Below are 22,109 nucleotides of genomic sequence, written 5' to 3' on the forward strand. Positions count from 1 at the left end.
CCGTGAAGTCACCGGCGGGCTGGAGGAGCATTCCCTCGAGGGCCTCGCGGGCGGTCTCGGTAGCGGGAAGCGGCACTGAGACCGCCTTGACCTCTTCAGCGGGTTCGGTGAGCTTCGAGAGCCCGCCGGCGGGGACCGTGAGCTGGGTCAGGCCGAAGAATTCCCCTGCGGTTCCGGTGACCTCGACGTAGTCGCCCGGTGCCACCGAGGCGACCGTTTCCGGGGAGAAGACGAAGACGGCGTCGGAGGCGGTCTGGCCCTCGGCGGCGCCGGTGCCCGGGGTCTGCAGGTAGAAGCCCGCGAACCCGCCGGTGGGGTAGGCCGCGGTGACCTTGCCGCGCGTTGTGATGGTGGTTCCCTTGAGCGGGGTCTCGGTGCCCGTGCCCTGGATGTCGCGGATGGGCACGACGGCGCCGGGCACGGGAGGCTCGGCCGGCGGGTCGGTGGGCGGCGGCGGTGGCTGCGTTCCGGTGGAGTTGGTGGGCGTCACGGCGGCGGAGAGGGTGAAATCGGCGGCATTGTTGTCGGTGTCGGCGCCGGCGGTGCGGTTCATCGACTGCTGTCCGCCGCCAGGGCCTGCGGCCTTGGTCCCCTCGAAGGTGTTCGAGGTGCCGTAGCCGAGCAGGTCGACGACAGCCGGGTGTCCGGTGACCGAGTTAACCGGCAGGGGGCTCACCGCGGTTGCCTGGCGTGCGAGCAGGATGGTGCCGGCGCTTCCACTCGTGTTGAGGTTGCCCGCGATGTCGGGTGCGGGGAGCGCCTCGCCGACAGGTCCATTGGACGAGCCGCGGACCAGGAAGTATCCCCGGGCGGGGATCGTGCCGGCCAGCGCCGTGATGCCGGTCGGGGCCGTGGTGCCCGCTGCGGAGCGGTACTGAAGGGACCAGCCGTCGACGCTGACGGGTGTGTCCGTGGGGTTGTACAGCTCAACGAACTTATTGAGGTAGGGCGCGGCAGCACTGCCGCCGGTTACAAAGGCTTCGTTGATGACGACGCCGCCCGCGACGGTTGCCTGCGGAGCCTCCTGTGCGCTGGCCGGGAGCGCTGCGGTGGGTGCGGCGAGCATCCCCACCGCCAGCGCCGTGCACAGCGCACCTTTCCATGGCGAATTGATCATTCGGTCAGACTCTCCTTGAGATTGGCTGGGTTACAGCCTGTGGGGGACGCACACCCGGCCCTCATAGCCCGGACGGCGGTTCTTCAGTGGGTTGGACAGCAGTGATCCCTGTGACGGACGGGACCCGTGGTAATCCAACCAGCTAATGGTGAACAAGGGGTGGCCGCAAGGGGAAGCCCCGTGCGCGGATTTAGGGAATCTTTCGCTGGGGGTCTTGACACAAGCAGCTCCCGCAATTCGTCGAGTGCGCAGGTGACCACGCTGCGTCTGGCCTGGCAGCGCTCGCCGGTGGCCGAATGCGCAGGCGACCACGCTGCGGCGGGCCGGGAGGGTGGTGAGGTGCGCACTCGGCGGGGGTGCTGAAGTTGCGGGGCGCAGGTGCGGGGTGCTGGAGTGCGGGGCGAAGGCGCGCAGGCACAGGAGCCGGAGAGACAAGAATGGCCCCGGCTGATGCCGGGGCCATTCTTCAGGGAGCGGAAGGTAAGGGATTCGAACCCTTGAGACGGGGTAACCGCCCACTGGTTTTCAAGACCAGCTCCTTCGGCCGCTCGGACAACCTTCCCCACTGAGTAGTGTTTCATGGGAACCTGCCCCACCCAAATCCCAAATCGAACGGAGAACGCCCGTGAAAGCAGTCGTCATCCGCGGTCCGGGAGGACCGGAAATGCTCGAACTGCGGGAGGTTCCGGACCCGGAGCCGAAGCCGGGCGAGGTGGTCATCGACGTCGTCGCCGCCGGCCTGAACCGCGCCGACGTGCAGCAGCGCCGCGGGGTCTACCCACCGCCGCCCGGCGCCTCCGAATACCCGGGCCTCGAGGTCTCCGGCAGGATTTCCAACCCAAACGGATCCACCCTCCCGGCCGGCGCCGAAGTGGTGGCACTGCTCTCCGGCGGAGGCTACGCGGAGAAGGTCGCCGTGCCGGCCGGGCAGGTCCGTGGGGTGCCGGACGGAGTGGAGCTGGTCGAGGCCGCCGCCCTCCCGGAGACCGCGGCGACGGTGTACTCCAACCTGTTCATGACCGCGGGGCTGAAGGCAGGGGAGACCGTGCTGATCCACGGCGGTGCCGGCGGCATCGGCACGATGGCCATCCAGCTCGCCCGGGCCTTCGGCGCAGTGCCGCTGGTGACCGCGGGGTCGCCGGACAAGCTGCGGCTGGCGGCGTCCCTTGGCGCGGCCGCCACCATCAACTACCGCGAGCAGGACTTCGTCGAAGAGGTCCGGGCGGCGACCGGAGGTGCGGGCGCCGACGTGATCCTCGACGTCGTCGGAGCGAAGTACCTGGAGCGGAACATCCAGGCGCTCGCCGTCGGCGGCCGCCTCGTGGTGATCGGCCTGCAGGGCGGCGCGACGGCCGAAGTGAACCTGGGGGTCTTGATGACCAAGCGGGCCAGCATCGCCGGATCCACCCTGCGGGCCCGGCCGCCGAAGCAGAAGGCGGAGATCATGGCCGCCGTGGAGCGGGAGGTCTGGCCGCTGGTCGCGGCCGGACGCGTACGGCCCCTGGTGGGCCGCACCTTCCCCCTCGCCGAGGCCGCCGCCGCCCATGAGTACTTCGATTCCGGGGAGCACACGGGCAAGATCCTCCTGACCGTCTAGTCAACCTCCGCCGGGACAATAAGCATGTTTCCTTGCGGGCGGGGAGTGTGCGAATCTTGAGGCGTCCACCCGGACCAAGGAGGAACACCATGACATCCAGCGCCAACGACGACGCAGGTGAGAAGGACAAGAGCGGACTGGCGCAGGCCGCCGACAGCTTCACCGAGAACCTCGCGGACCAGGTGCCCGACGGCGTCGACAGCGGCCCGCAGGACACCGCCAACGAGGGTGAGGACCCCCGCACGCATACGCATGCCAGCCTGAGCGAAGGATCGAACGCCCGGGACAACGACGGCCGCTGAGGCCGGACCGCTCACCGCACCGGTGGTGCCCTTCGGCGACGAGAGCCCCGTCGGCGCCTTGAGATGTGACGTGCACCTCAGTAGGTTGCTACCTTCGTGTGCATCACACCACTCGTATTCCAAGGGAGCATCATGAGTGAGAAGCACAACGGGGCGCACGGGCACAAAGCCGTGCTCGAGACCGACCCCGATCTTCCGCCCACCGCGATTGACGCGGCGGTGGCTGACGCGGAGGACCGCCGGTGGACACCGGCGAAAATCGCGCTCTGGGTAGGCATCGCCCTGCTGGGCGGCATCGCCTGGATCATGCTGGCCATCGTCCGAGGCGAAACCGTCAACGCCATTTGGTTCGTCTTCGCGGCGGTCAGCACCTACTTCATCGCCTACCGGTTCTACTCCAAGTTCATCGAGCGCAAACTGCTGCAGCCCGATGATCGCCGTGCCACCCCCGCCGAGTACAAGGCGGACGGCAAGGACTACGTGGCCACCGACCGCCGCGTCCTCTACGGACACCACTTCGCGGCAATCGCCGGCGCCGGCCCGCTCGTCGGCCCGGTCCTCGCCGCGCAGATGGGCTACCTGCCCGGCACGCTGTGGATCATCGTCGGTGTAATCCTCGCCGGCGCGGTGCAGGACTACCTCGTCATGTTCTTCTCAATGCGCCGCGGCGGCCGATCGCTGGGCCAGATGGCCCGCGAGGAACTCGGCGTCATCGGCGGTACGGCGGCGCTGCTCGCGACCCTGACCATCATGATCATCATCGTGGCCATCCTCGCCCTGGTCGTCGTGAACGCCCTCGGCGAGAGCCCCTGGGGTGTCTTCTCGGTCTCCATGACCATCCCGATCGCGCTGTTCATGGGCGTCTACCTGCGCTTCCTGCGGCCGGGCAAGGTCACCGAGGTCTCCCTCATCGGCTTCGCCCTGCTGATGCTCGCCATCGTCGCCGGCGGCTGGATCGCCGAGACGGAATGGGGCGTCGCGCTTTTCACCCTCGACCGCGTCACCATCGCGTGGGGCATCATCATCTACGGCTTCATCGCCGCGGTCCTGCCGGTCTGGCTGCTCCTCGCACCGCGTGACTACCTGTCGACCTTCATGAAGATCGGCACGATCGTGCTGCTGGCCGTCGCCATCATCATCACCCGCCCCGAGATCAGCGTTCCCGCCGTCAGCGAGTTCGCCGCAACGGGTACGGGCCCGGTGGTCCCCGGCCCGCTCTTCCCCTTCCTGTTCGTCACCATCGCCTGCGGCGCGCTCTCGGGCTTCCACGCCCTGATCTCGTCGGGGACGACGCCGAAACTGATCGAGAAGGAACGCCAGGCCCGCTTCATCGGGTACGGCGGCATGCTGATGGAATCCTTCGTTGCGATCATGGCCCTCGTTGCCGCGCTCTCAATCGACCGGGGCATCTACTTCGCCATGAACTCCTCGGCGGCAGCCACCGGAGGAACGGTCGAGGGCGCCGTCGCCTTCGTCAACGGCCTCGGGCTGACGGGCGTGAACCTCACCCCCGACGCGCTGACCTCGCTGGCTGGCAACGTCGGTGAGGAATCGATCGTCTCCCGCACCGGCGGCGCGCCGACGCTCGCCGTCGGCATCGCCCAGATCATGCAGGGCCTCTTCGGAGGCGGCGGCGCGATGGCGTTCTGGTATCACTTCGCCATCATGTTCGAGGCGCTGTTCATCCTGACCGCCGTCGACGCCGGGACGCGCGTTGCCCGGTTCATGCTCCAGGACAGCATCGGCAACTTCGTCCCGCGCTTCCGCGACACCTCGTGGCGCGTCGGGGCGTGGCTCTGCACCGCGATCATGGTCGCCGGCTGGGGTGCGATCCTCATCATGGGCGTCACCGATCCGCTTGGCGGCATCAACACGCTGTTCCCGCTGTTCGGCATCGCCAACCAGCTGCTGGCCGCCATCGCGCTCGCGGTGTGCATGGCGATCTGCGCAAAGAAGGGGGCCTTCAAGTACCTGTGGATCCCCGCGCTTCCGCTGGCCTTCGCCGCCGTGGTGACCATTTCGGCGTCGTTCCTGAAGATCTTCTCCCCGGTCCCCGCGATCGGCTACTGGGCGCAGCACAACGCGTTCAAGGACGCCCTCGCCGCCGGTGAGGAGAGCTTCGGCAACGCCCCGACGGTTGAGGCCATGGAGAAGGTGGTGACCAATACCTTCATTCAGGGCACCCTCTCCATCGTCTTCGTGACGCTGGCGATCATCGTGATCATCACGGCGATCCTCGCCACGATCAGGGCCTACCGCAACGGTGGGGGCGACGAGACGGAAGACGCTCCGGTGCCCTCACGCATCTACGCGCCCGCCGGGTTGATCCCGACCCCGCCCGAAAAGGAGCTGGAGGCGCAGTGGAACGCGCTCGGGCCGGCCAAGCGCCCGGCAAGGTCCGGTCACTGATGAGCACCGGAACTGCCCTCGGCAGGGCGCGGGACGCGGCACGCGGGGTGGCGTGGTTCTTCAAGGGCGTGATGGGCGAGAACGCCTACGCGGCCTACCTTGAACACCACGAGGCGTCGCACTGCTCCGAGCCGCCCATGACCGAGCGGCAGTTCTGGCGGGACCGGACGGACCGCCAGGACGCCAATCCTGAAGGGCGCTGCTGCTAGGCGCCCCCGGAAAGACCGGACCGGTCGGAGATGCCCTTGGGGGGACATCTCCGGCCGGTCCTTTTTCGTTGGTCGGGCACGCGCGGCATCGGCGGAGCGTCACCAGCGCCCCTCCGGCCGCGCGTGAGAACATAAACCCATGACCGAACAGCAGCCAGGCAGTTCTTCATCCGGCGTCCCCGACTCCGAACCGGTACTTGGCGGTGACGGCCCGCTGTCAGGGCCCGCGGTCCCGGGTTCGGCCTCCGAAACCCCGGGATCTGATTCCGGCGCGCCGGAATCAGCATCGAACGCCCCCGGGCCGGTCCGCGCGTCCCTTGCGGACCTCGTGGACCAGCCCGCCAAGGTGATGCGGATCGGCACCATGCTGAAGCAGCTCCTCGAGGAGGTGCGCTCGGCACCGCTCGATGACGCCGGCCGCACCCGCCTCGCCGAGATCCACGAGCGCTCGGTCAAGGAACTCGAGGATGGCCTCGCACCGGAGCTCGTGCAGGAGCTGCACCGCATCAACCTGCCGTTCGAGGAGGACTCCGTTCCCACCGACGCCGAGCTGAGGGTCGCCCAGGCGCAGCTCGTCGGCTGGCTCGAAGGACTCTTCCACGGCATCCAGACGGCCCTCGCCGCCCAGCAGATGGCCAATCAGCAGCTTGCCGCCAAGCTCCAGCTCCGCCAGCTCCCGCCGGGTACCGTCATCGCCCCCGGCGTCGTCGTCGGCGCGGACGGCGAGCCCGTCCGCGCCCCGGGCAAGCAGGCACCGGCGGACCCGGAGCACCGCGGGCCCGGCCAGTACCTCTAACGACCGATGGGACTGTTTGCTGCGGCCCGGCAGGGCCGCAAGGATGACGCCGACCTGGGGAACGGGGTGTGGCGCCGCGCCCACGACCGGTTCCGGCGCGGCCTCGACCGGTACCACCAGATCCTCGAAGGCGTCGAGGACGACGACGTGTACAACGAACTCGTCGCCGTCGCCAACCAGTTGGGGGAACTGCTGCCGCGGGTGCGCGCCGTATGTGCCCGGGCCCAGGCGCAGTGGCCCAGCGAGGGCCTCGATATCCCCGGCGCCGTGATCTCGGTCCATCGGGCCCTTTCCCGCGCCGGCAATACCCTCGCCACGACGGCGGAGGCCGCGGCCATGACGCGGCTGGACGGGGAGCGGTGGGGCGTGGCCTCCGCAGGACTCGACAACGTTCGGCGGCGGGCCGAACTTGTGGTCGAGGATGTGCTCGAAGCCGAACGCCAGCTTCCGGACTAGGCCTCCTGCAGGTGCTAAGGGTACTGAAGATTGCCGTTGTGAAATAGATGCCCGATGTGATTAGTTAAGTCCCTATGACTACATCACCAGAACTGAAATTCAACGACGGACTCTCGATCCCCCAGCTCGGCTTTGGCGTGTGGCAGGTTGAAGACGACACGGCCGAGAAGGTGGTGGGCCAGGCATTCCAGGCCGGCTACCGCCACATCGACACCGCGAAGATCTACGGGAACGAAGCCGGGGTAGGACGTGCGATCGCGGCCTCGGGCATCCCCACCGAGGATCTGTTCATCACAACCAAACTTTGGAACTCCGACCAGGGCTACGAAAGCACCCTTGCGGCGTTCGACAAGTCAATGGAGAAGCTGGGTCTCGAAACCCTCGACCTGTACCTGATCCACTGGCTCCAGCCGAAGCAGGGCAAGTACCTCGACACCTGGAAGGCGCTCATCGAACTGCAGAATCAGGGGCGCGTGCGCAGCATCGGCGTCTCCAACTTCACCATCGAGGCGCTCCAGGAGATCATCGACGAGACCGGCGTCGTGCCGGTCATCAACCAGGTCGAGTCCCACCCCTACTTCAGCCAGCCCGAACTGCGGGCCTTCCACGCGGAGAAGGGCATCCTCCACGAGGCCTACTCGCCGCTGGGCTCCGGCAAGGGCCTCCTCGAGGACCCGGTGCTGAAGGACATCGCCGCCAAGCACGGCGCGACCCCGGGACAGGTCGTTTTGGCCTGGCACCTCGCCCTCGGCAATGTCGTGATCCCCAAGACGGTCACCGAGTCCCGCATCGCGGAGAACTGGGCCGCACTCGACGTGCAGCTCGCCGACGAGGACATCCAGGCCATCTCCGCGCTCGACAAGGGTGAGGCCGGCCGCATCGGCGCCGACCCCGCGACGGCTGACTTCGCCTGATTCCAGCCAGGCGCCGCGCGTTGGCCGAGCCAGCGCGTAGCTCCCTCGGCTAAGCCGTATGAAGGGACGCTGGTCCCTGCAGGAAGGCCACCCGGTCCGGTCGGGTGGCCTTCCTGCGTCCGGGGCCGCAGGGCGCCCATCAGGGCCGTTTTGCTACCAGAGGTGACGACGCTTTGCGAGCGGAAGAGATGAGCCAATTCCGCGTTGCCCGGCCTTCCGCGGCGGTCCTAACCTGACACCACCTGTTGTCCCCAACTATGGAGGTGCATGATGGCTACTGGCGAAACCGGATTCGACGACGTTTCCTTTGACCTCATCTCGCTGCAGTATCACTCGCTCAAGGCCGGCCACGACTATGGGCAGTATGTGCGTGATGCCCGCAATGCCGGGCGGGAGGACATCGCCGGGTTCTTCGAGCAGGTCATGGCGGAGGATTCCGAGCGTGCAAAGAAGTGCCATGAATTCCTCGGCGACCTGATGCACTCGGGCCAGACCGGGCCCGCGATGAGCTGAGGTCGGCACGCCCCGGCCGGGGCTGCGTCAGGTTCCGGCCGAGGCGAGCGCCGGAACCTGAGGTCGGCACGCCCCGGCCGGGGCTGCGTCAGGTTCCGGCCGAGGCGAGCGCCGGCACGGCGAGGAGGACCGGTAGCTGCCATTCCTCGGCCGGCTCCAGCTCGATGGCGACATGGTGGTGCGGTGCGCCCCGTCCCACAAGGATCGGCCGCATCGTCCTGCCGTAGACGCTGCGCAGCGGGACCAGTTGCCGCAGCGGCTCGGCCGCACCGGGCAGGGCCGAGGCGAGCACCCAGAACCGCCCCGGCGGGACATTGACGAACGCGAAGGTGTCGACGCCGTCGAGCAATGAACTCGTCACGGGCCGGCCCTTCGCGGAGGGCGTGGTGAACAGTCCCACGTACAGGGCGGGGTTGGGCCCGACGGCGTCCCTGGCCGCGCGGCTCAGGACGGTCACCCCGGAAATGGTTCCTCCGCTGGTAAGTCCGGTGGGCAGGTGGAGGGGGCGCGGTGGATGGTCCGCGAGGATGTGGGGCAGCACCCGGAAGCGCCCGGGACTGTAGCCGACGCCCTCGGCGAAACGCCGGCTGAAGGTGCCCAGCGAGGTGAAGCCGACCTCGAAGCAGATGTCGCGCACCGGCTCTCCGCTGGTGAGCAGCAGGGTCTTGGCGCGTTCGAACCGCAGGTGGGCAAGGTAGCGTCCCGGCGGGATTCCCGCGACGGATTCGAAGAGGCGCACGAGGTGGGACGGGCTGTACCCGACGTGGTCGGCGACGTCGCCGAGGGAGATCGGGTCGGAGGCCTTGGCGCTGAGGAACTGGGCGGCGCTCAGCGCTGCGCCGTCGATGGTGTTTCGCGTCTTTTCCACATCAGCTCCCGCAGTCGATGATCCCTTGAACGCCGCCCCGGGTAAAGGTGTTCAGCGGTAAGCGCACGCTCCGGTATGTCCCCTCCGTGCGGTACTGTCTGTCGCATCGGAATGGCCGGGCCAGGGGCGCGGCGAATTATCTGGGGGGACATGCGACTCGAGGGATGGCACATCGTTCTGATCGCGGTGCTGGCGCTTGCGCTGGTCGTAGCTTATATCGCCGTCGTGGTGATGAGAGCCCGTCGACGGCCGCAGCGGGCGGGCCGTCGGCCGAGCAAGGAGCGGAGGCTGAACGAGCTCGACTACCTCCGCAAGCGGGGTGTGATCAGCCTTGACGAGTACACCAGGAGCAGGAACGACATCCTGCGCTCCTGATGGCCGCCGGCCGGAAATAACTGGGCAAGGAAAAACCCCGCGGCTTCCATGAAGCGCGGGGTTCCGGTGGAGCCTCCTGCCAGAGTCGAACTGGCGACCTTCTCATTACGAGTGAGACGCTCTACCGACTGAGCTAAGGAGGCACGCTTCATGAGCCGGACCGATTGGTCCCTCAATCCACAAGAAGCAACTCTATAAGAGCCTGCGCCCGGTGGTCAAAAGCGCTCCCGCCTGCGCGCCCGGGATTGCCCTTTCAGCAGCGGACCCCGTCCTTGGGGACAGTGCCCTCAAGGAAGTAGGTGTCGACGATGTCCAGGATGCAGTCGTTGGAGCGGCCATAGGCCGTGTGCCCCTCGCCCTCCCAGGTCACGTGGACGGCCGACTCAAGCTGATCCGCCAGGGCGAGCGACCACTCGTACGGGGTGGCGGGGTCCCCGGTGGTCCCGATCACCAGGAGCGGGTCGGCCCCCGGAGCGCTGGCGGGCGCCGGTTCGCGCACCGGTCCGTACTTCCACGGTTCACAGGTCAGACCTCCGTACGCGAGAAGCTCACCGAAGGTCGGTGAGGCCGCCACCAGCTCCGACTCGTCGCGGCGCAGCTGCTCGGGGTCCGTCACCATCGGGTAATCGAGGCAGTTCACGGAGAGGAAGGCGTCGGTCGCATTGGTGCTGTAGGTGCCGTCGGCTTCCCGCTCGAAGGAAAGATCCGCAAGGTACATCATGTCGGTGTAGTCGCCCTCAAGGGCGGTGGTCACCGCTTCGGTGAGCGTCGGCCAGCTCGAGTCGTCGTACAGGGGAAGGATGAAGCCCTGCACGAAGCTGCCGATGGTGACAAGGCGCCCGTCCTCGGCCGGCTTCGGCTCCTCCTGAACGGCGGTGAAGAGGTCCTGGACGGCGGCCACGCCGGCGTCGACGTCGCCGGGCAGCGGGCAGCCTTCCCGCGCCTGGCAGTCGGCGACATAGGCGCGCAGGGCCTTCTCGAAGGCGGCCGCCTGGGCGAGGGTCACCTGCTCATTGCTGAGCGCCGGGTTCAGCGCGCCGTCGAACACGAGGCGGCCGGAATGCTCGGGGAACAGCCCGGCATAGGCGGCGCCCAGCAGGGTGCCGTAGGAGAAGCCGAGATAGTTGAGCTTGGAGTCCCCGACGAGGGCCCTGAGGATGTCCATGTCGCGTGCGGCGCTGTTGGTGTCGACGAAGCCGAGCAGCTCCCCGGTCCGCTCCGCGCACAGGTCGGCATACTCCCGGGCCTCGGCCCGCAGCCGCTCGAGCGCTTCCTCGTCGGGAGTGTCGGGTGGAATGAACTCCTCGCGGGCCGCGTCCTGCTCCTTGTCGGTGCGGCACTCGACCGCCGTGGAGCGGTTGACCCCGCGCGGGTCGAACCCGAGGATGTCGTAGTCCGCACGCACCCGGTCGCTGGCCACCCGCTGCAGGGCGTCCCGCACGATGTTGTACCCGGAGCCGCCCGGGCCGCCCGGGTTGACGAGGATCGTCCCCTGAGGCTCGCCCTTCGTCGCGTCGGCGCGGATTGCCGCGATCTCGATGGTCGCCCGTCCCGGGTCGCTGTAGTCAAGGGGAACCTCGACCCGGGCGCAGGCGAAGTCGTCCTCGCACGGCTCCCACTCCACCTCCTGGCTGTAGAACGGCTCAAGTCCGGCCGGGACGTCGCCGATGGCGTCCGGGTCCGCCGTCACGACTCCTGTGTCCGGGGCCTTGTCCGCCGACGGCCCGGGCAGCAGCGTGCAGCCCGAGAGCAGAAGGGCGGCGGCCGCGCCGGAGGCCACCCAGCGGTGCAGGCGGCGCAGGCCTGAAGGGGTCTTTGGGCTCACGAGGCGAGGTCCTTCCGGGACAGGAGGCCGACGGCCATCGCCTCGATCGCCAGCAGCGGCGAGACGTTGGTGCTGACGAGGCGTTCGCGCACCTCGTTGATCGTGTCGATGCGCCGCAGGGTGTCCTCCGCCGATTCCCGCCGCGCGAAGGCCTCGAGCTCGGGGCGCAGCGGTTCGTTGACGAGGTCGCGGCCGCTGGAGACCTGAAGCATCAGCACATCCCGGTAGAAGGAGATCAGGTCGGTCAGGGCGCGGTCGAAGTAGTCGTTCTTCGACCGCTTGGCCCGCCGCGTCTGGTCCTCTTCGAGGCGCTTGACCTGGCTGCGCATCGAGGGCGGAAGGGTTCCCGATTCCGGTGCGCCCAGGGCGGTGAGCAGTGCGGCCCGCTCGGAGGCGTCGCGCTGCTCGAAGGAACTTTGCGCCTCCGCCTCGGCGAGTTTCACCAGGTCGGCTGCGGCCTGCATGGCCCCGGACACCGAGCGCAGGGTCAGCGGCAGCCGCACAATCTGGTTGCGGCGCTCACGGGCGCCGTCGTCGGTGGCGAGGCGCTTGGCCACGCCGATATGGCTTTGGGCGGCCCGTGCGGCCGCCTCCGCCGTGGCCGGGTCGATTCCGTCGCGGTGCACCAGCAGGTCCGCGACGTCCTGCACCGGGGGAAGGCGCAGGCTCACGCTGCGGCAGCGCGAGCGGATCGTGACCAGGACGTCCCCGGGGCTCGGGGCGCACAGCAGCCAGATGGTCCGCGGGGGCGGTTCCTCGATCGCCTTCAGCAGCACGTTGGTGCTGCGTTCCTGCATGCGGTCGGCGTCCTCCACGATGATCACGCGCCACCGGCCGGTCGAGGGCTTGTCCTGGGCCTTGCGCACCAGCTCCCGCGCCTCGTCGATGGTGATGGTGACCTTCTCGGTCGTGACGTTGGTCAGGTCGGCGTGCGAGCCGGCGAGCACGGTTCGGCAGGACTTGCAGGTGCCGCAGCCCCGCTCCGTCACGTCCCGGTCGCACAGCAGGGCCGCAGCGAATGCCCGCGCCGCGTTTGATCGGCCGGAGCCGGGCGGGCCGGTGAACAGCCACGCGTGGGTGGGTGCGCCGGACCGGGAGGCCCGCTGCAGCTGCTCCACCACGGGTTCCTGCCCGCGCAGGTCGGTCCAGACGCTCACGCGAGGCGCTCCCGGACGGCGGTCAGCACGCGCTGGGCCAGGTCGCCGACGGGCGAGGCGGCGGGAAGCACCAGGTAGCGGGCCGGATCGCGGTCTGCCGCCTCGAGAAAGGCGCTGCGGATCCGCGCGTGGAAGTCATCGGGCTCGGATTCCATCCGGTCCTCGGGGGCATCGCCGGCGGTGCGCCGGTTGCGGCCCTCCTGCGGCTCCACATCGAGCAGCACCGTGAGGTCCGGCCGGAGTCCCTCGACCGCCCACAGATTGAGGTCCTCGACATCCCGGGCACCCAGCCCGCGCCCCGCGCCCTGGTATGCCACGGAGGAGTCGATGTACCGGTCGCAGACGACGACGTCGCCTCGCCGCAGGGCGGGCAGGATCACCTGCTGCACGTGGGCCGCACGCGAAGCGGCGAACAGCAGCGCTTCGGTCCGGGCGTCGATCTCGCCCTGCCCGTGTTCGAGCACCAGGGCGCGCAGCTTCTCGCCCACCGGCGTCCCGCCGGGCTCGCGGGTCCGCACCACGGGTACGCCCTCGGCCTCCAGTGCCCGGCACAGCGCGCCCACCTGGGTCGACTTGCCCGCGCCGTCGCCGCCCTCGAAAGCAACAAAGAGTCCCGGCAGCGGATGCGGATTCGACAGAGTCACACGCCCAGCCTACCGAGTGCCGCCCCCACTTGCCGACGCCGCCGGTGCGGTGGGGATCAACCCTCCGGGCTACCCTTTCCCCATGGCTAATTCCGACCCCGAGCTGGCTCCCGATACCGTCGTCGTCGCGGCGGGCAGGCCCGCCCGCGAGCACGACGCCCCGGCCAACCCGCCGCTGGTGCTGTCAACGACCTTCCACGAGACCCGGGCGCCTGAGCCGGGTGACCGGGTCTATGGGCGCATGTCCAACCCGAGCTGGGATCCCTTCGAGGAGGCGCTGGGCCGGCTTGAGGGCGCAGCCCTCCCGGCCCTCGTGTTCGGCTCTGGACTCGGCGCCGCAGCAGCGGCCCTCTCCCTCGTGCCGGCCGGGGGCACCGTGATCATGCCGCGCCACGCCTACGCCGGTTCGGTCAGCCTCGCCACGGCCGAGGCGGCCGTCGGCAGGTTCACCCTTCGCACCGTCGACATCGCCGACACCGATGCCGTGATGCGGGAGATCGACGCGCTGCCCGCCTCACCGGCAGGCATGCTGTGGCTGGAGAGCCCCACCAACCCCATGCTCGAGGTGGCGGAAACCGTGCGCCTGGCCGACGCCGCACGCGCCGCCGGAGCGCTCGTCGTCACCGACAACACCTTCAACACCCCGCTGCTCTCCCGGCCGCTCGAAACCGGGGCCGACGTGGTGCTGCACTCTGTGACCAAGTACCTGTCGGGCCACTCCGACGTCGTCCTGGGGGCGCTCGCGACCTCCGATCCTGCCCTGCGCGAGCGGCTGCTGGCCCACCGGACCCTGCACGGCGCCATCGCCGGTCCCTTCGAGGTGTGGCTGGCGCTGCGCGGGCTGCGCACCCTGGCTGTGCGGATGGAACGGGCGCAGGCCAACGCGGCCGAACTCGCCGCCCGGCTCGTCGGCCATCCGGCGGTTGACCGCGTCCGTTTCCCCGGGCTGCCGCAGGATCCCGGCCACGAACGGGCCAAGGCGCAGCTGAGCGGGTTCGGGGCCATCGTCTGCATCGAGCCCGCCGGGGGAGTCGAAGCGGCCGAGGCGCTGGTCGGGGCGGTGCGCCTGTGGCTGCCGGCAACTTCGCTGGGCGGGGTTGAATCCCTCATCGAACGCCGGCGCCGCCAGCCCGGGGAGCCGGCCACGGTCCCCGAGGCCCTCGTGCGGTTGTCGGTGGGCATCGAGAATGTCGAGGATCTGTGGGCGGACCTCGAAAACGCGCTCAAGGCATCCCAGCGGCTAAGCTAACTCCGTGGGTATCATCCTGACTTTCGAGTTCTACCTGTACCTCGTTCTTGGCTACGTTGCGCTGGGTCTCGAGCTGTGGGCCTTTGCCGACTGCGTGCGGCGCCCGGCGGCGTCCTTTGAGGCGACCCTCAAGCGCACCAAGGGCTTCTGGATGGCCATTACCGGCGGCGCCGTGGTCGTCGGCATCTTCAGCGCACTCAGCCCGGGATTCGGCCTGTTCAAGCTGGTCGCCGTCGTCGCCGCGTGCGTCTACCTCGCCGACGTGAAGCCGGCGGTCAGCGAGATCCGCGGCCGCGGAAACCAGGGCCCCTACGGCCCCTGGTAAGGCCCGGGAGGCACACCTACCTCTACGCTGCCCGCTCGGCCGTGCCGGCCGGCTCGACGGCGCTCCACGCCACGGTGACCTCGCCGAGGCGCCAGCGGGACGGCGAGTCCAGCAGGGGCCAGCCGGCCTCCGCCAGCGCCGCGCACATCGCCGTCCACCGCTGGCGTGCCCCGAAGGCGGCCAGCGGAGCCGCATCAAGCCACGCCCGGTCCATCGCGAGCAGGAAGCGGTGGACATTTTCGCCGGGAACATTGCGGTGGATCAGGGCCTTCGGGAGGCGCTCGGCGACGTCCGAGGGCAGGGTGAAGGCCCCGAAGCGCATCGAGATGCTCAGCGACACCGGGCCGTGGCGGTCGATGGCGGCCCAGGTTGACCGCCTGCCGATCTCATCGCATGTCCCATCGATGAACAGGCCGTCCTCCGAGAGCCGGGACCGCACCGTGTCCCAGTGCGCTCGATAGTCCTCCTCGTCGTACTGGCGGAGCACATTGAACGCACGCACCAGCACCGGGCGGCGCCCGGACACCGGCACTTCGAAGCCGCCCTGGCGGAAGCTGAGGCCCGCCTGCTCCAGCGGCCGCGCCGCCTCGACGCGGGCCGGGTCGATCTCGATGCCGATCAGTTCGCTGTCGGGGCGCACCCGGCGCAGCCGTCCGAACAGTTCGACGGCGGTCACCGGTGCGGCGCCGTAACCGAGGTCGACGACGAGGGGGTCCTCCGCACGGCGCAGGCGCCACGCCTGCGGTCCGGCCAGCCAACGGTCGACCCGGCGGAGCCGGTTGGGGTTCGTTGTTCCGCGGGTGATGCTGCCCACGGGCTTTCCGGCGCGGAGGTGAAAGTGCACCGTCCAAGGGTACTCGCACCGCCGGCGCCCGGATGCCCGCCGGCGCGGGATACGGCAGACTAGGACCCATGACTTCTCACAAACTGATTCTGCTGCGCCATGGACAGAGCGAGTGGAACGAAAAGAACCTGTTCACCGGCTGGGTCGACGTGGCACTCACGGAGAAGGGCCGGCAGGAAGCGATCCGCGGCGGCGACCTCCTCGTCGAGGCGGGTCTCCTCCCGGACATCGTCTACACCTCGCGGCAGAAGCGCGCCATCATCACGGCCAACCTCGCCCTCGAGGCCGCCGACCGCACCTGGATCGACGTCAAGCGCAACTGGCGCCTCAACGAGCGCCACTACGGTGCACTTCAGGGCAAGGACAAAGCCCAGACCCTCACCGAGTTCGGTGAGGAGCAGTTCATGCTGTGGCGCCGCTCCTACGACACTCCGCCGCCGCCGCTCGAGGATTCCAGCGAGTACTCCCAGAGCAACGATCCGCGGTACGCGGACCTCGGGGAGGACCTGCCCCGCACCGAGTGCCTCAAGGACGTCCTCGACCGGTTCCTGCCCTACTGGGAGTCGGACATCAGCAAGGACCTGCTGGCCGGCAAGACGGTGCTCGTGGCCGCGCACGGCAACTCGCTGCGCGCCCTCGTGAAGCACCTGGACGGGATCAGCGATACGGACATCGCCGCCCTGAACATCCCTACGGGCATCCCGCTGGTGTACGAACTGGACGACAACCTCACCCCGCTCAAGGCCGGTGGCACGTACCTCGACGCCGAGGCCGCCGCTGCCTCGATCCAGGCCGTGGCCAACCAGGGCAAGCACTAGGCACTGCAGCTTGAACGCGGTGGCTTAAACGCGGTGGCTTAAACGCGACGGCGGCTTCCTTCCGGAAGCCGCCGTCGTCGTCTGTTCAGTTCACACTGTTCACTTCACGCCGCTCGGTAAACGCCGGTCAGTTGAGCGGGGCGCTGGGCTGCCACTCGCCGGTGACCAGGTAGGTGACCTTGCGGGCCACGGAGACCCCGTGGTCGGCGAAGCGCTCGAAGTACCGGCTGGCGAGGGTGACGTCGACGGTGGTCGGCGCCGTCTCGTTCCAGTCGGCGGCGGCAACGGCCTTGAACACTCCCGCGTGAAGCTCGTTCACCCGGGCGTTGGCGGCGTTGATCTCGTTGGTGAGGTCGAGGTTCCTCGTCTCCAGCAGCTCGGTGACCTTGCCGGCGATCTGGATGTCCAGGACGGCAAGCTCATCGAAGGTCGGGCGGATCTTCTCGGGGATGACATGGGCCGGGTAGCGCAGGCGCGCCAGCTGGGCTACGTGCCGGGCCAGATCGCCCATCCGCTCGAGGGAGGCGCTCATGCGCAGGGCCCCCACGATCATCCGCAGGTCGCTGGCTACCGGCCCCTGCAGCGCAAGGATGTCGATCGCCCGCTCGTCGAGGGAGTTTTGGAGGAAGTCGATGCGGGCATCGGCCGCGATCACTTCCTGGGCAAGCTCGGTATCGGCACCCTGGAAAGCGCTGTTGGCTTTTTGGATGGCCTCCGACACCAGCTGCGAGATCTCAATCAGTTCCTCGCCAATCTGGTGGAGTTCGGCCTGAAAAACCTTACGCACGTGGGCGTCCTTTCCGTTGGAAGTTGCTACTCACCTGCGGGAACAGGTCCGCGGGCCAGCTTTTCAGCCCCTCATGAACGTTCCCGCAGCTTTAGGTGAACGTTAGTTGAACCACCCGCCTATTGCCACCGGATGCGGGTCCGGCCGGGATTCCAGCGCATAAGCTATGACCGTGGACCCCGTACTGCTCAGCCTGGTCACCGGGCTCGTCGGCTTGGCCCTTGGCGTGTTCGGGATGCTGGCCTACCGGGCCAGCGAGGCCAAGCACAGCCAGCTCCTCTTCGATGACGAGCCGACCCTTCCCGAGGGTGCGGCGGAGGTGCTCTCCATCATCGGACGCGCCTACGTGATCGTCGACGCGATCGACGGCGTCGTCCGCGCCAGCCCCGCGGCCTACGCCTTCGGGTTGGTCCGGGGACACACGGTGGTGCACGACGAACTGCTGAACCTGACGGCGCGCGTCCGCCGCGACGGCGTGATCGAGCAGGAGCAGCTCGAACTGCCTCGCGGCCCGCTGGGCAAGGGCACGATCATCCTGCAGGTGCGCGTGGCCTCCCTGGGCGCCGAGTACATCCTGATCCTGGCCGATGACCGGACAGAGATCACGCGCACCGAGGAGATCCGCAATGACTTCGTCGCCAACGTCTCGCATGAACTGAAGACCCCGGTGGGCGCCATTTCCCTGCTGGCCGAGGCCCTTGACGACGCCGCCGAGGACGAGGTGGCGGTCCGCCGGTTCGCCCAGCGGATGCATAAGGAGTCGGGGCGGCTCTCCGCCCTGGTCCAGGACATCATCGAGCTTTCCCGGCTGCAGGGCGCCGACATCGTGCGCAAGGGCAAGCCGGTGAACCTCAACACCGTCATCCAGGAGGCCGTCGACCGGAACCGGCTCCCGGCGGAGAGCAACTCCATCGAGATCGTCGTCCGCGGCACCGTCGACGAGCCGGTCTTCGGTGACCCCGACCAGCTGATGACGGCCTTCCGGAACCTGATCGACAACGCCATCCGCTACTCGCCGGAGGGGACCCGGGTCGGCATCGGCCTGCGCTCCCGGGACGGGCTGGCCGAAGTCTCGGTCACCGACCAGGGCACCGGGATCACGGCCGAGGAACAGGAGCGCATCTTCGAACGCTTCTACCGCATCGACGCGGCCCGTTCGCGGTCGACCGGCGGCACGGGCCTGGGACTGAGCATCGTCAAGCATGTGGTGTCCAACCACGGCGGCGAGGTGACCGTCTGGTCGATGGCCGGGCAGGGCAGCACCTTCACCGTCCGGCTTCCCGAGATGGAATCGGCCGACGACGCGCAGGGCATCGAAGCCCAGCCAGCCGCCCAGCTGACGCCGCAGCCGGATTCAAAGCCAGAGAAAAAGGGCGGAACCAACGCCCAGGAGCAGGGAGTAAGCGCTTGACCCGGATTTTGATTGTCGAGGACGAAGAGTCTTTCAGCGACCCGCTGTCGTACCTGCTGGGGAAGGAGGGCTTCGAGGTCGCCGTCGTCGACAACGGGCTCGACGCGGTCACCGAATTCGACCGGGCGGGAGCGGACCTCGTGCTGTTGGACCTCCAGCTGCCGGGGCTTTCCGGGACCGAGGTGTGCCGCCAGCTCCGGCAGCGCTCAAGCGTGCCCGTGATCATGCTGACCGCGAAGGACTCGGAGATCGACAAGGTGGTGGGGCTCGAGCTCGGCGCCGATGACTACGTCACCAAGCCCTACTCGTCCCGGGAGCTCGTCGCCCGGGTCCGGGCGGTCCTGCGTCGGCAGGGGGAGCCCGAGGAGCTCGTCTCCGGCACGGTCTCGGCCGGTCCGGTCCGCATGGACGTCGAACGGCACGTCGTGAGCGTCGAGGGCACCCAGGTTGCGCTCCCGCTCAAGGAGTTCGAACTGCTGGAGATGCTCCTGCGCAACTCCGGCCGGGTGCTCACCCGCGGCCAACTGATCGACCGGGTGTGGGGCGCCGACTATGTCGGTGACACCAAGACCCTCGATGTCCACATCAAGCGGCTGCGGGGAAAGATCGAGCCCGACTCCTCGACGCCACGCCACCTGATCACCGTGCGCGGCCTCGGGTACAAGTTCGAGCCCTGAGCGGGCCCCGGCGCTGACCGTGCCTGGAGCTGATCCCGGTTGGAGCTAAGCCGGGGTCGGCGTCCTGAGCGGTTGGAGTCCTCCGTCGTTAACGTGCTGAGCCGGGACCCGGATCGGGCCCCGGCTCAGGGTGCACGGCGGTCGGGAGCTACTCGCCCCCGTGGGCCTCTTCGGTCGCGGCGGGCTCGCTGGGCTCCGGGGTGTATCCGCCCGGAACGAACTCGCGGTATTCCGCCAGGGTTCCATCGACCACCGGAACGCCATAGGTTTCAGTTTCGGACTCGACGGTGAAGTCAATGTCGACGAGGGACCCGGGGATCTCGCTGATGCCCTCAAGGGTGCCGTCGTCGTCGACCTCATCCTCGAAGACGTACTTGTCGCCGCCGTCGATGGTGATCTCGGAAGTCTCGTTCTCACCCTCGATGGTGAGCTGGACCGGCTCGTCGCTGTTGTTGAACACGGTGCCAAGCAGGGTCCCGGGCTCGCCCTCGTCGGTGGAGACGATCAGGATGTTCCGCAGTTCCACCGGGCCGAGGTTCTCGACGATGCCGTCGGACGCCGCGTACTGACGCGTGGTCGACTGCTCATTGATCACGCTGCAGCCGGTGATCCCCAGCATGGACAGCACGACGCCGGCGACGGCGGCCTGCTGCACTCGGCGGTTCGGTGCAATTCTCACAGCTCAAACTCCTGGGGGTCTTCCGGCACGGCGCCGGGGGATGGGTGGTGAAACTAGGAAACACACTATCGCCAAAGCGCCCGTTTGGCGGAGTCCGTTTCGCGGCGCATGACAAGGCCCGATCACCGATTCCCCGCCGCGTCAAGAGGCGAATCATAGCTAAACCGGTCCGTTGGAGCCCGCTGACCTGCGAAAACGCGCCGTCGGCGTGTCGCCGCCGTGATAAACTGACTTGCGGGAAAGGGGAAAGTCCACATGGTTTTTGAGGTTGGCGAAACAGTTGTTTACCCTCACCACGGCGCAGCGAAGATCGAAGAGATCAAGATGCGCGTCATCAAGGGCGAAGAGAAGATGTATCTCAAGCTCAAGGTGGCACAGGGTGATCTAACGATCGAAGTACCAGCAGAAAACGTCGACCTTGTCGGGGTTCGTGATGTGGTGGGCAAGGAAGGCCTGGAGCACGTCTTTGACGTACTGCGGGCCGAGTTCACCGAGGAGCCGACCAACTGGTCGCGCCGATACAAGGCGAACCTGGAGAAGCTTGCATCCGGCGATGTCATCAAGGTGGCCGAGGTCGTCCGCGACCTCTGGCGCCGGGATCACGACCGCGGGCTGTCGGCCGGGGAGAAGAGGATGCTCGCCAAGGCGCGGCAGATCCTGATCTCCGAACTCGCACTGGCGGAGAAGACCGACGAAGAGAAGGCCGCAAGCGTTCTCGACGAGGTCCTCGCCTCCTAGGCGGCAGGTCAACAAGCACGAAGAGAAGGGCTCCCTGAGGGGGGTCCTTCTTTTGCGTTCGGCTGCCGTAGGGTGATTTCGTGTCCTCCCGTCCCACACCCTCCCCGGAAGCGCCCTTCCCCAGCACACCTCCCACCGGAACGGCGGGCGTGGTGATCGTCGCCGCCGGTTCCGGGCAGCGGTTGGGACACGGAATCCCCAAGGCCCGCGTCCTCTGCGGAGGCCTCACCCTCCTTGAGCGGTCCCTGCGCTCGGTGCTCGCCTCCGGTGTCGCTGCGGAAATCGCCGTCGTCATCCCCGCCGGTGACGACGTCCTGCGGTCGGTGGCGGAAGGCCTGTCGGGCGCCGTCCCGGTTCGGGTCGTCGCCGGCGGAACCAGCCGGGCCGGCTCGGTGCGGGCAGGCATCGGCGCACTTTCAATCGACGCTCCGGTCATCCTCGTCCACGACGCGGCACGCGCCCTGACGCCGCCGGGGGTATTTGAACGCGTGGTGTCCCGCCTCGCGGCGGGCGCGGACGCGGTGATCCCGGTGGTCCCGGTGGCCGACACCGTCAAGGCCGTGCGCAGCGGCCGGGTTGAAGGCACCCCCGACCGGAACGGCCTGCGCGCCGTCCAGACCCCCCAGGGCTTCACCGCGCGCCTGCTGCGGGAGGCGCATGCGGACGCCCGCGCGGAGGACCCGCTGATCACCGACGACGCGATGCTCATCGAGGCCACGGGAGCCCCCGTCCTCACAGTGGAGGGCGACCCGGCCGCCTTCAAGGTGACCACCCCGCTGGACCTGATGCTCGCGGAAACGCTCGTCCAGGCCGCCGGCACGTCTCCGGCACCCACCGCCGACCCCGAGGAGGCTCCCATGACCGAAAGCGCACTGCCCCCGGCGGCGCCCCTGCCCCTGCCCCGGACCGGTATCGGCTCCGACATCCACGCCTATGCCCCTGAGGATGCGCCGGCCCCGCTGTGGCTCGCGGGCCTTCTCTGGGAGGGCGAGCGCGGGCTGGCGGGACACTCCGATGGCGACGTCGTCGCCCACGCCGCCGCCGATGCCCTCTTCTCCGCCGCGGGCCTGGGCGACCTCGGCACTCACTTCGGCACCGACCGCCCCGAACTCGCCGGGGCCTCCGGGGTGGCCATCCTCTCGGAGGCGGCCGCGATCATCCGCGGGGCGGGCTTCCGCATCGGCAATATCGCCGTGCAGCTGATCGGAAACCGTCCCCGGTTCGCCGCGCGCCGCAGTGAGGCCGAAGCGGTCCTCTCGAAGGCCGCCGGCGCGCCGGTGAGCGTCTCGGCGACGACCACCGACGGCCTTGGCCTGACCGGGCGTGGCGAGGGCATCGCCGCGCTGGCCACCGCCGTCGTCATCTCCGCCGCATAACAACCGGCTCTCGACGGCGGTTC

General features: G+C 68.7%; 24 protein-coding genes and 2 tRNA genes. 16 read left to right on the top strand and 10 right to left on the bottom strand.

Annotation, left to right across the window (positions count from 1 at the left end):
* Together QZX79_RS13805 and QZX79_RS13810 are read right to left on the bottom strand one after the other, a co-directional pair.
* Positions 1–1,117: lamin tail domain-containing protein (locus QZX79_RS13805; RefSeq protein ID WP_294569002.1), on the bottom strand; the 1,117-nt coding region annotated here is incomplete at its 3' end.
* Positions 1,118–1,591: 474 nt separating this feature from the next.
* Positions 1,592–1,679, bottom strand: a tRNA-Ser gene (locus QZX79_RS13810).
* Positions 1,680–1,742: 63 nt separating this feature from the next.
* Between QZX79_RS13810 and QZX79_RS13815 the strand changes: the two genes are divergently transcribed.
* The 8 genes from QZX79_RS13815 to QZX79_RS13850 all read left to right on the top strand — a co-directional run bounded on the left by QZX79_RS13815 (position 1,743) and on the right by QZX79_RS13850 (position 8,313).
* Complete coding sequence (locus QZX79_RS13815) at positions 1,743–2,714, top strand: NAD(P)H-quinone oxidoreductase (protein WP_294569004.1); 972 nt, start codon at positions 1,743–1,745, stop codon at positions 2,712–2,714.
* A gap of 89 nt (positions 2,715–2,803) precedes the next feature.
* On the top strand, positions 2,804–3,016 hold the full coding sequence (locus QZX79_RS13820) for a hypothetical protein (RefSeq protein WP_159617104.1): 213 nt from the start codon (positions 2,804–2,806) through the stop codon (positions 3,014–3,016).
* A gap of 132 nt (positions 3,017–3,148) precedes the next feature.
* Positions 3,149–5,425: a carbon starvation CstA family protein gene (locus tag QZX79_RS13825; protein ID WP_294569008.1), complete on the top strand. Its 2,277-nt coding sequence runs from the start codon at positions 3,149–3,151 to the stop codon at positions 5,423–5,425.
* Positions 5,425–5,634 (top strand): YbdD/YjiX family protein, encoded by a 210-nt coding sequence (locus QZX79_RS13830; RefSeq protein WP_120165630.1) that lies wholly within the window; start codon positions 5,425–5,427, stop codon positions 5,632–5,634. The genes QZX79_RS13825 and QZX79_RS13830 overlap by 1 nt, the downstream gene beginning before the upstream one ends.
* 139 nt (positions 5,635–5,773) lie before the next feature.
* Entirely contained in the window at positions 5,774–6,430 is a 657-nt protein-coding gene (locus QZX79_RS13835; protein WP_294569010.1) for a bacterial proteasome activator family protein, read from the top strand.
* 6 nt (positions 6,431–6,436) lie between these two features.
* On the top strand, positions 6,437–6,886 hold the full coding sequence (locus QZX79_RS13840) for a hypothetical protein (RefSeq protein WP_294569012.1): 450 nt from the start codon (positions 6,437–6,439) through the stop codon (positions 6,884–6,886).
* Between the two features lie 74 nt (positions 6,887–6,960).
* Positions 6,961–7,800: an aldo/keto reductase gene (locus QZX79_RS13845; RefSeq protein ID WP_294569015.1), complete on the top strand. Its 840-nt coding sequence runs from the start codon at positions 6,961–6,963 to the stop codon at positions 7,798–7,800.
* A 270-nt stretch (positions 7,801–8,070) separates the two neighbouring features.
* On the top strand, positions 8,071–8,313 hold the full coding sequence (locus tag QZX79_RS13850) for an acyl carrier protein (RefSeq protein ID WP_294569016.1): 243 nt from the start codon (positions 8,071–8,073) through the stop codon (positions 8,311–8,313).
* 88 nt (positions 8,314–8,401) lie between these two features.
* On the opposite strand, the gene QZX79_RS13855 is transcribed toward QZX79_RS13850, so the two are convergent.
* Positions 8,402–9,181 (bottom strand): helix-turn-helix transcriptional regulator, encoded by a 780-nt coding sequence (locus tag QZX79_RS13855; protein ID WP_294569017.1) that lies wholly within the window; start codon positions 9,179–9,181, stop codon positions 8,402–8,404.
* A 150-nt stretch (positions 9,182–9,331) separates the two neighbouring features.
* Here QZX79_RS13855 and QZX79_RS13860 point away from each other — a divergent pair, with 150 nt between their 5' ends.
* The gene (locus tag QZX79_RS13860) at positions 9,332–9,556 is read left to right on the top strand and encodes a hypothetical protein (RefSeq protein WP_294569018.1); all 225 of its coding nucleotides are present in this window, start codon (positions 9,332–9,334) and stop codon (positions 9,554–9,556) included.
* A 67-nt stretch (positions 9,557–9,623) separates the two neighbouring features.
* Here QZX79_RS13860 and QZX79_RS13865 read toward each other — a convergent pair.
* The 4 genes from QZX79_RS13865 to tmk all read right to left on the bottom strand — a co-directional run bounded on the left by QZX79_RS13865 (position 9,624) and on the right by tmk (position 13,182).
* A tRNA-Thr gene (locus QZX79_RS13865) sits at positions 9,624–9,699 on the bottom strand.
* Between the two features lie 110 nt (positions 9,700–9,809).
* Positions 9,810–11,381 (bottom strand): alpha/beta hydrolase, encoded by a 1,572-nt coding sequence (locus QZX79_RS13870; protein ID WP_294569020.1) that lies wholly within the window; start codon positions 11,379–11,381, stop codon positions 9,810–9,812.
* Positions 11,378–12,538: a DNA polymerase III subunit delta' gene (locus QZX79_RS13875; protein ID WP_120165625.1), complete on the bottom strand. Its 1,161-nt coding sequence runs from the start codon at positions 12,536–12,538 to the stop codon at positions 11,378–11,380. Before QZX79_RS13875 ends, QZX79_RS13870 begins: the two co-directional genes overlap by 4 nt.
* Positions 12,535–13,182: a dTMP kinase gene (gene tmk, locus QZX79_RS13880; RefSeq protein WP_294569023.1), complete on the bottom strand. Its 648-nt coding sequence runs from the start codon at positions 13,180–13,182 to the stop codon at positions 12,535–12,537. The genes QZX79_RS13875 and tmk overlap by 4 nt, the downstream gene beginning before the upstream one ends.
* A gap of 82 nt (positions 13,183–13,264) precedes the next feature.
* On the opposite strand from tmk, the gene QZX79_RS13885 reads away from it, so the two are divergent.
* Both QZX79_RS13885 and QZX79_RS13890 read left to right on the top strand, forming a co-directional pair.
* Positions 13,265–14,431 carry a PLP-dependent aspartate aminotransferase family protein gene (locus tag QZX79_RS13885; protein ID WP_294569025.1) on the top strand — a complete coding sequence of 389 codons (1,167 nt, stop codon included), beginning with the start codon at positions 13,265–13,267 and terminating at the stop codon, positions 14,429–14,431.
* Positions 14,432–14,435: 4 nt separating this feature from the next.
* Complete coding sequence (locus QZX79_RS13890) at positions 14,436–14,756, top strand: DUF2516 family protein (protein ID WP_246018999.1); 321 nt, start codon at positions 14,436–14,438, stop codon at positions 14,754–14,756.
* 22 nt (positions 14,757–14,778) lie between these two features.
* Here the strand turns inward: QZX79_RS13890 and QZX79_RS13895 are convergent, their stop codons facing one another.
* Complete coding sequence (locus QZX79_RS13895) at positions 14,779–15,570, bottom strand: class I SAM-dependent methyltransferase (protein ID WP_294569030.1); 792 nt, start codon at positions 15,568–15,570, stop codon at positions 14,779–14,781.
* A gap of 98 nt (positions 15,571–15,668) precedes the next feature.
* On the opposite strand from QZX79_RS13895, the gene QZX79_RS13900 reads away from it, so the two are divergent.
* Complete coding sequence (locus QZX79_RS13900) at positions 15,669–16,418, top strand: phosphoglyceromutase (protein WP_294569032.1); 750 nt, start codon at positions 15,669–15,671, stop codon at positions 16,416–16,418.
* A gap of 127 nt (positions 16,419–16,545) precedes the next feature.
* Here QZX79_RS13900 and phoU read toward each other — a convergent pair whose 3' ends face one another.
* Entirely contained in the window at positions 16,546–17,205 is a 660-nt protein-coding gene (phoU, locus tag QZX79_RS13905) for a phosphate signaling complex protein PhoU (RefSeq protein WP_120165622.1), read from the bottom strand.
* Between the two features lie 166 nt (positions 17,206–17,371).
* Here phoU and QZX79_RS13910 point away from each other — a divergent pair, with 166 nt between their 5' ends.
* Positions 17,372–18,616 (top strand): cell wall metabolism sensor histidine kinase WalK, encoded by a 1,245-nt coding sequence (locus tag QZX79_RS13910; RefSeq protein ID WP_294569035.1) that lies wholly within the window; start codon positions 17,372–17,374, stop codon positions 18,614–18,616.
* A complete protein-coding gene (locus QZX79_RS13915; protein WP_120165620.1) occupies positions 18,613–19,293 on the top strand; it encodes a response regulator transcription factor in 681 nt (226 codons plus the stop codon). Before QZX79_RS13910 ends, QZX79_RS13915 begins: the two co-directional genes overlap by 4 nt.
* Before the next feature lie 148 nt (positions 19,294–19,441).
* Here the strand turns inward: QZX79_RS13915 and QZX79_RS13920 are convergent, their stop codons facing one another.
* Positions 19,442–19,972, bottom strand: coding sequence for a hypothetical protein (locus tag QZX79_RS13920; RefSeq protein ID WP_294569038.1), 531 nt, complete (start codon positions 19,970–19,972; stop codon positions 19,442–19,444).
* A 255-nt stretch (positions 19,973–20,227) separates the two neighbouring features.
* On the opposite strand from QZX79_RS13920, the gene QZX79_RS13925 reads away from it, so the two are divergent.
* Positions 20,228–20,710, top strand: coding sequence for a CarD family transcriptional regulator (locus QZX79_RS13925; protein WP_028280415.1), 483 nt, complete (start codon positions 20,228–20,230; stop codon positions 20,708–20,710).
* A gap of 149 nt (positions 20,711–20,859) precedes the next feature.
* Positions 20,860–22,086 carry a 2-C-methyl-D-erythritol 4-phosphate cytidylyltransferase gene (gene ispD / locus QZX79_RS13930; protein WP_294569057.1) on the top strand — a complete coding sequence of 409 codons (1,227 nt, stop codon included), beginning with the start codon at positions 20,860–20,862 and terminating at the stop codon, positions 22,084–22,086.
* The last annotated feature ends 23 nt before the right edge of the window (positions 22,087–22,109 follow it).

Origin of the sequence: uncultured Arthrobacter sp. (assembly GCF_902805515.1) — a bacterium.
GTDB lineage: Bacteria > Actinomycetota > Actinomycetes > Actinomycetales > Micrococcaceae > Arthrobacter_D.

Bases quoted from the DNA above. Each gene is read 5' to 3' on its own strand.
- QZX79_RS13820 (WP_159617104.1), top strand. From the start codon at position 2,804: ATGACATCCAGCGCCAACGACGACGCAGGTGAGAAGGACAAGAGCGGA.
- QZX79_RS13825 (WP_294569008.1), top strand. From the start codon at position 3,149: ATGAGTGAGAAGCACAACGGGGCGCACGGGCACAAAGCCGTGCTCGAG.
- QZX79_RS13830 (WP_120165630.1), top strand. From the start codon at position 5,425: ATGAGCACCGGAACTGCCCTCGGCAGGGCGCGGGACGCGGCACGCGGG.
- QZX79_RS13835 (WP_294569010.1), top strand. From the start codon at position 5,774: ATGACCGAACAGCAGCCAGGCAGTTCTTCATCCGGCGTCCCCGACTCC.
- QZX79_RS13840 (WP_294569012.1), top strand. From the start codon at position 6,437: ATGGGACTGTTTGCTGCGGCCCGGCAGGGCCGCAAGGATGACGCCGAC.
- QZX79_RS13845 (WP_294569015.1), top strand. From the start codon at position 6,961: ATGACTACATCACCAGAACTGAAATTCAACGACGGACTCTCGATCCCC.
- QZX79_RS13850 (WP_294569016.1), top strand. From the start codon at position 8,071: ATGGCTACTGGCGAAACCGGATTCGACGACGTTTCCTTTGACCTCATC.
- QZX79_RS13860 (WP_294569018.1), top strand. From the start codon at position 9,332: ATGCGACTCGAGGGATGGCACATCGTTCTGATCGCGGTGCTGGCGCTT.
- QZX79_RS13885 (WP_294569025.1), top strand. From the start codon at position 13,265: ATGGCTAATTCCGACCCCGAGCTGGCTCCCGATACCGTCGTCGTCGCG.
- QZX79_RS13900 (WP_294569032.1), top strand. From the start codon at position 15,669: ATGACTTCTCACAAACTGATTCTGCTGCGCCATGGACAGAGCGAGTGG.
- QZX79_RS13910 (WP_294569035.1), top strand. From the start codon at position 17,372: ATGACCGTGGACCCCGTACTGCTCAGCCTGGTCACCGGGCTCGTCGGC.
- QZX79_RS13925 (WP_028280415.1), top strand. From the start codon at position 20,228: ATGGTTTTTGAGGTTGGCGAAACAGTTGTTTACCCTCACCACGGCGCA.